The sequence below is a fragment of the Sphingomonas bacterium genome (assembly GCF_903643035.1).
GTDB lineage: Bacteria > Pseudomonadota > Alphaproteobacteria > Sphingomonadales > Sphingomonadaceae > Sphingomonas.
The window spans coordinates 1-5,143 of sequence record NZ_CAHJWW010000195.1 but is presented as its reverse complement, the minus strand read 5'-3'; the positions used below and the strand labels follow the sequence as shown (position 1 = coordinate 5,143).

The window sequence follows — 5,143 nt, the reverse complement described above, 5'->3', positions numbered from 1 at the left end:
TGCTAAGCGGTCAACAGGTGAACGTACGTCCGCTCTCAGGAAGGGCATACCGGTTCGTCAACGACCACTTTTGGGGTGCACAATACGAGTGATTCCCGGCTCTGTACTGATGAGCGTCGAGCCCCTACGGGGCTCGCCTCATGTTGCCGGACGGGTCGCGATCATGCCCTGTCGGTCGCCTTAGCGGTGACGGGTTAGGCGGCGACCGTCCGATGTTGTCGCCTGCCGATCAAACCGACTGCACCGAACCCGGCGACCAGCAGCAGCCAGCTTGCCGGCTCAGGAACACCACCAGTCAGAGATATGTCATCGATGCCGCCGGCGTTGTCGGTCGATGGTGTACCATTGAAAAACGCGATCCGCGTCGAAGGCCCGCTCGCAATGAAGCTGGTGGTGAAAAACCTCCAGTTTTCGCTGTTCTCGGTGATATCGGCGTTGGTGAACGGTGTGTAAGCACCGCCGTTGATCGAAAGGTTCACGGTCGACGGATCGGCGTAGAATGCCGCCTCGTTGCCGTCCGTATCGGCATTGCCGACATAAAAGCTCAGGTCATAGCGTCGCCCGGCGACTGTTGCGACGTCCTGGTGGATGCCATCGGCCGGACCGGCATTGCCGAGCCCGGTCAGGTCGAGCCAATTATTGCCGCTATGTGCGTTGAAGACGATCGGCGGCCCTGAGCCTTCGGTATAGGTCGTCGGCACGACGGTTACCTCGCCGCCGGCGACGGTCCACGCACCGCCGAAGGTCTGGCCAGCGTAATAGGTTGCGAGCTGCTGTCCCGATAGTGGCGTCGCCTCGAACCCGGGGTCGCCAAGGAGGTTCGCAGAAGCGGAACTCGCCGCGACAACAGCCGCGACGGTGGCAAAAAGAATGTGAAGCCGCATTGTGTTCGTCCTTATCGAATGTAGCCAAGTCGATCCAAGCTCGCGCTCAATCAGGAAGCACGCTGTCCACCTCCAAATCCGGACACCACCTCGACAAAAAGGCGTGCAGAGGCGCTGAGCCGGACGAGCCTCCATCGTCCGAGATGGGAGCAGACCCGGTGCCGACGGAACGCTTGCTGCCGGTTAGGTGAATGAGCGGCAATATGTGGGCTACTTCTCGGCGCCGCCGAATGACCGACTGTGGGGTACCGCCTCGCGATCGGCATTCCATAAACCAAGCTAGCATGAGACCGTTGAGCGCGGCGCTCGGACGTTACATCCGCTCTCTGTTACCTCGCGTAGAGACCACCGAGCAGAGCGACGACCTCGGCCTGACGGCGGCAGCCGGTTTTGCTCAATACCGCGCGAAGCTGGTTGCGGACGGTCGTCGTTGACAGCCTGGCATCGGCGGCGATGCGGGCAATTGATTTCCCTGCGCTCAGCTGTCGCGCCACGCGCGCCTCGGCCGGGGTTAGGTCAAACAGGGATTGCACCAGTTCGACCGGCGGCGCGGATGCAGGTGCGACCGGCGTGAGGACGAGCACGCCGACGCCGCTGACGAGGATGTCGCGGGCGAGAGCACGCACGGGGACGACGTGAGCCACCGCCGCGGCCTCGCCGTTCCGCGACTTGACTGCGAAGGAGCACACCGTCGTGTCGGCATCCCGGGCACGGAGCGCGACGATGGCACGTCGGAGGATGACGTCGGCGGCCGGATCGACCAGAGCGAAGCGATCGCGTGCTTCCCAGCGGATCGGACCGGCCTGGTCTTCGATCAGCGCGTTTACCGCCAGGACCTGTCCGGTCGCATCGAAGATCAGGGCAGGGATGCCGAGGGCGGCAAGGGTGTCGCCGATCGCCCTCGCGCGCTCGAGCCGCAGCCGCGTCGCGATCAGTGCACTTCGTGCAAGATGAGGACGCAGCACGTCGAGCCGATCGACGACCTCGGCGCCGACTGGGCCCAGGGCACGGTCGCGTTCGAAGGTGATGACCATCGTCTCACCAGTCGGCAGCGGGATAGCGGTGGCGACCGCCCAGCCGAGACCGAGCGGCCACAGCACGTCGCGGTACAGCGGGTCTTCGCCCATCTCGGCCTCGTCGCGGTAGCCGGCCTGATCGGTTAGGAAGCCGCCGTGCTGCAGCTCGACCAGCCGGCGGAAGCGATCGCCGCACACCAGCAGGCCGTGCCGCTGCAGCGCCTCCCACACCGCCGCCATGCCGGGTGATGCAGTCCAGCCGAGGATCTCCGAGCTGGCGGTCAGCAGCGCGCCGCCGCGCGCTGCAGCCATAGTGGCAATGTCGTCGAGGACGCCCGGCCACGAGTCCGGAACGAAGGCGCATTCGTAGATGCGATCGATGAGGGTCTGGTCCACTCGGCCCTCGCGAAATCAAGGACGATCGCACGCCGGCGTCGGCACGCACGGTCGACTTGCCGGCGAAAAAATCGCCGGCTCTGATCCATTCTGATCATGCGCCGGCGTTAGGCAAGGCTGAAGATCGCTGCCGATCGGTCGATGGCAGCAGGGGGATGCAATGATGATGGTCCGGGATCTGGTCGCGATTGCGTTCATGATCGGGCTCGGCGTGGCAGCCGCGCCGGCGACGGCAATCGGCCGCGACGGACGCGAAGCCCAATGCAACATCTTCCCTAATCAGATGTCGACGGAGAACCACTGTTTCCTAACAACGGGGCCGTCGCAGGCCTCTGCATCACTGTCGGTCTCGCCGGACGTCATGCTGCACGCGGCGGCGAGCGGCCCCAACACCGAATCACAAGCCTTTGTCGGCTATGACTTCAACATTCTCGGCGGCATGGCTGGCGACATCGTCGACATCGCGGTGACGGCCCGGCTGCGGACCTCGCTGACCGGCGACGGCTCCAGCTTCGCCCAGCTATTCTATGAGAACTCCGACACCAACGGCAGCATCACCGTCTGCGATTCGACCAATCCGCTGGCGACGGCATGCGTCGACAACCACAGCTATGACGGAACCTTCCACTACAGCGGGACGGTCGGCGACCTGCAGCACCTGCAGCAGGTCGCGACCGCGTCGGGCGGGACGATAGGTACCGGCGCAGCGTCGGTCGATCCGTTCATTGCGGTGACCGGGATCAGCGATCCCGCAGCGTCGTACCGAGTGCAGACAATTGGCGGCATTGGCAATGCGCCTCCTGGGTCGGTCCCCGAGCCTGCAACATGGGCGCTCCTGCTGGGGGGCTTCGGCCTTGTTGGAAGGTCGATGAGGCGCCGAGCATGTGCTGTTGCCGCCTAGCTAGTACCAGAAACGACTAGGCCAGATCGCTAATGTTGTAGCCAAGAACCAGATGAACAATCGGCTGAAGGCGGAGAGGCCGAACGACGCCGTGAATGACCGATTGTGGGGTCCGTTAGCTCACGCCTACTTGATGGCCCATCGAAGCGTTCACGGGGCACCGCATCGGCCGAAGACATCGATGGCTTTGCCATTACGCGGCGTGATACATGCACCATCTGGGGGGCCTACCATGACAACAGGACGAACCAACAGCCGGAGTGAATTACGATCGGTGGTGATTGCCGCTGGCGCGATCGTGGTAAGCGCCTCGGCCGGGCAGCCGGCGTCGGCCGGGACGTACACCCTGATCCCAGCCTATGCCGAGCCCGGCACCGAGACCGGTGTCCTGGGGATCAACGACGCCGGCTATATGACCGGAAACGTGGTCAACGCCGACGGCAGCGGTTCGGGCTTCCTCCGCAGTCCTGGCGGTACTTACACGCTGTTCAGCGATGGCGACCGGGCGACCATCGGGCGGGCGATCAACGCCAGCAACCAGATCACCGGTTATTCGTACGTCGACGCGACCAACGACATCCGCACCGCCGACGAGTTCCGCCGCGAGGCCGACGGCACCATTACCTTGTTACACAATCCGGTGACCGGCGACGCGCTCCACGGCATCGCTCAAGGGATCAATGCCGCTGGCGTCATCGTCGGCGAGAATTTCACCCAGAGCGGCACGATGAACTTCCGCCACGGCTACATTCTCGACGGCGCAAGCTATACCGAGCTGTCCCTCTCGCCCGACTTCCGGGTCAAGACGGTGGCACGCGGGATCAACGACGCCGGGCTCGTCGTCGGCTGGACGCTCGATAACAACGACGGCGTGACCCGGGGCTTCGTCTACTCGAGCGGCGCGTACCAGCAGTTCGTCACCGACCCTAGCGCAGCCAACGCCGCGACGACCTACCTCGAGGCGGTCAACAACCATGGGCTCGCCTCGGGCGAGTGGCTCGACGCGCTCGGCGACCCGCACGCCTTCCTCTACGATACGTTGAGCCACGCGTTCACCGAGTTAGCCGCGCCGGGCGGCGGCGCCTACGACGCCTTCGGCCTAAACGATCGCGGCGAGGTCGTGCTGACCAGCGCCGCCGGCATCAACTACCTCTACGACCCGACCGGAGTGCCGGAGCCGGCGGCGTGGAGCCTTATGATCATGGGCTTGGGCTGCGTCGGCTATGCCTTGCGCCGTCGGCAAGGTGCGGCCTCGACGACGAGTGGCGCGATTGTCGCCACCGGTCGATTTAGGCGGCGGCTGAGCACGAACCGGCTAATGACGGCCGTTGTGGCTGCAGCCGCCTTTGAGGCGGTGTCCGCCGCGGTCCCGGCGGGCGCGGCCGGATACGACTTCACGTTGAGCGCTTTCGCCTCGCCGTTTCCCGATGAGGTCGATCCGTACATCATGGGATCGGGCACGTTTACCATCAGCGGCGCAACCGGCACCTTTACCATCGGCAATGGCCTGACGAGCTTCGCGGCGTCGGGCGTCGCCTTTCAGAACGGGCTGTTCGGCGGTCCGTTCGCCATCAGCGCATCAGATCTCCTAAGTTTCTCGGTCACCCTGGCGCACGGCGAGGTCGAGGCGATCAGCCTCGCCACCGACAGCTTCGCTGTGCCGAGCTCATTCGGCGGTAGCACGCCCATCTTGGCCACTGATCATGCGTCCTTCAGCGTTTCCGGCGTCACCGGCCAGAACCTCGAGGCGACGGTGGTCGAGAGCATGTTCCCACCGTTCGCCGGAACATTTACTCTGACTACGATCCCGGAGCCCGCGAGCTGGCTGTTGATGATCATGGGCTTCGGCCTGGTCGGCACGGCGATGCGTCGCCCGTTGGGTCAGCGTGAATGAGCGTCCGATATTGATGACGCCAAAGAAAGAGCTTTACGGCCGCTTCTGGGGT

General features: G+C 64.4%; 4 protein-coding genes. 2 read left to right on the top strand and 2 right to left on the bottom strand.

All coding sequences use genetic code 11. The annotated features are described in order from the left end of the window. Window positions 1–194: 194 nt before the first annotated feature. Together HUV01_RS11695 and HUV01_RS11690 are read right to left on the bottom strand one after the other, a co-directional pair. Window positions 195–884, bottom strand: a complete 690-nt coding sequence (locus tag HUV01_RS11695; protein ID WP_174298420.1) for a DUF642 domain-containing protein — start codon at window positions 882–884, stop codon at window positions 195–197. Window positions 885–1,213: 329 nt separating this feature from the next. Then, complete coding sequence (locus HUV01_RS11690; protein ID WP_174298419.1) at window positions 1,214–2,296, bottom strand: helix-turn-helix transcriptional regulator; 1,083 nt, start codon at window positions 2,294–2,296, stop codon at window positions 1,214–1,216. 196 nt (window positions 2,297–2,492) lie between these two features. Here HUV01_RS11690 and HUV01_RS11685 point away from each other — a divergent pair, with 196 nt between their 5' ends. Both HUV01_RS11685 and HUV01_RS11680 read left to right on the top strand, forming a co-directional pair. Then, window positions 2,493–3,197, top strand: a complete 705-nt coding sequence (locus HUV01_RS11685; RefSeq protein WP_254606592.1) for a PEPxxWA-CTERM sorting domain-containing protein — start codon at window positions 2,493–2,495, stop codon at window positions 3,195–3,197. Window positions 3,198–3,471: 274 nt separating this feature from the next. Then, window positions 3,472–5,091: a PEPxxWA-CTERM sorting domain-containing protein gene (locus tag HUV01_RS11680; protein WP_174298418.1), complete on the top strand. Its 1,620-nt coding sequence runs from the start codon at window positions 3,472–3,474 to the stop codon at window positions 5,089–5,091. Window positions 5,092–5,143: the final 52 nt, after the last annotated feature.

Bases quoted from the DNA above. Each gene is read 5' to 3' on its own strand.
- HUV01_RS11695 (WP_174298420.1), bottom strand. From the start codon at position 884: ATGCGGCTTCACATTCTTTTTGCCACCGTCGCGGCTGTTGTCGCGGCG.
- HUV01_RS11685 (WP_254606592.1), top strand. From the start codon at position 2,493: ATGATCGGGCTCGGCGTGGCAGCCGCGCCGGCGACGGCAATCGGCCGC.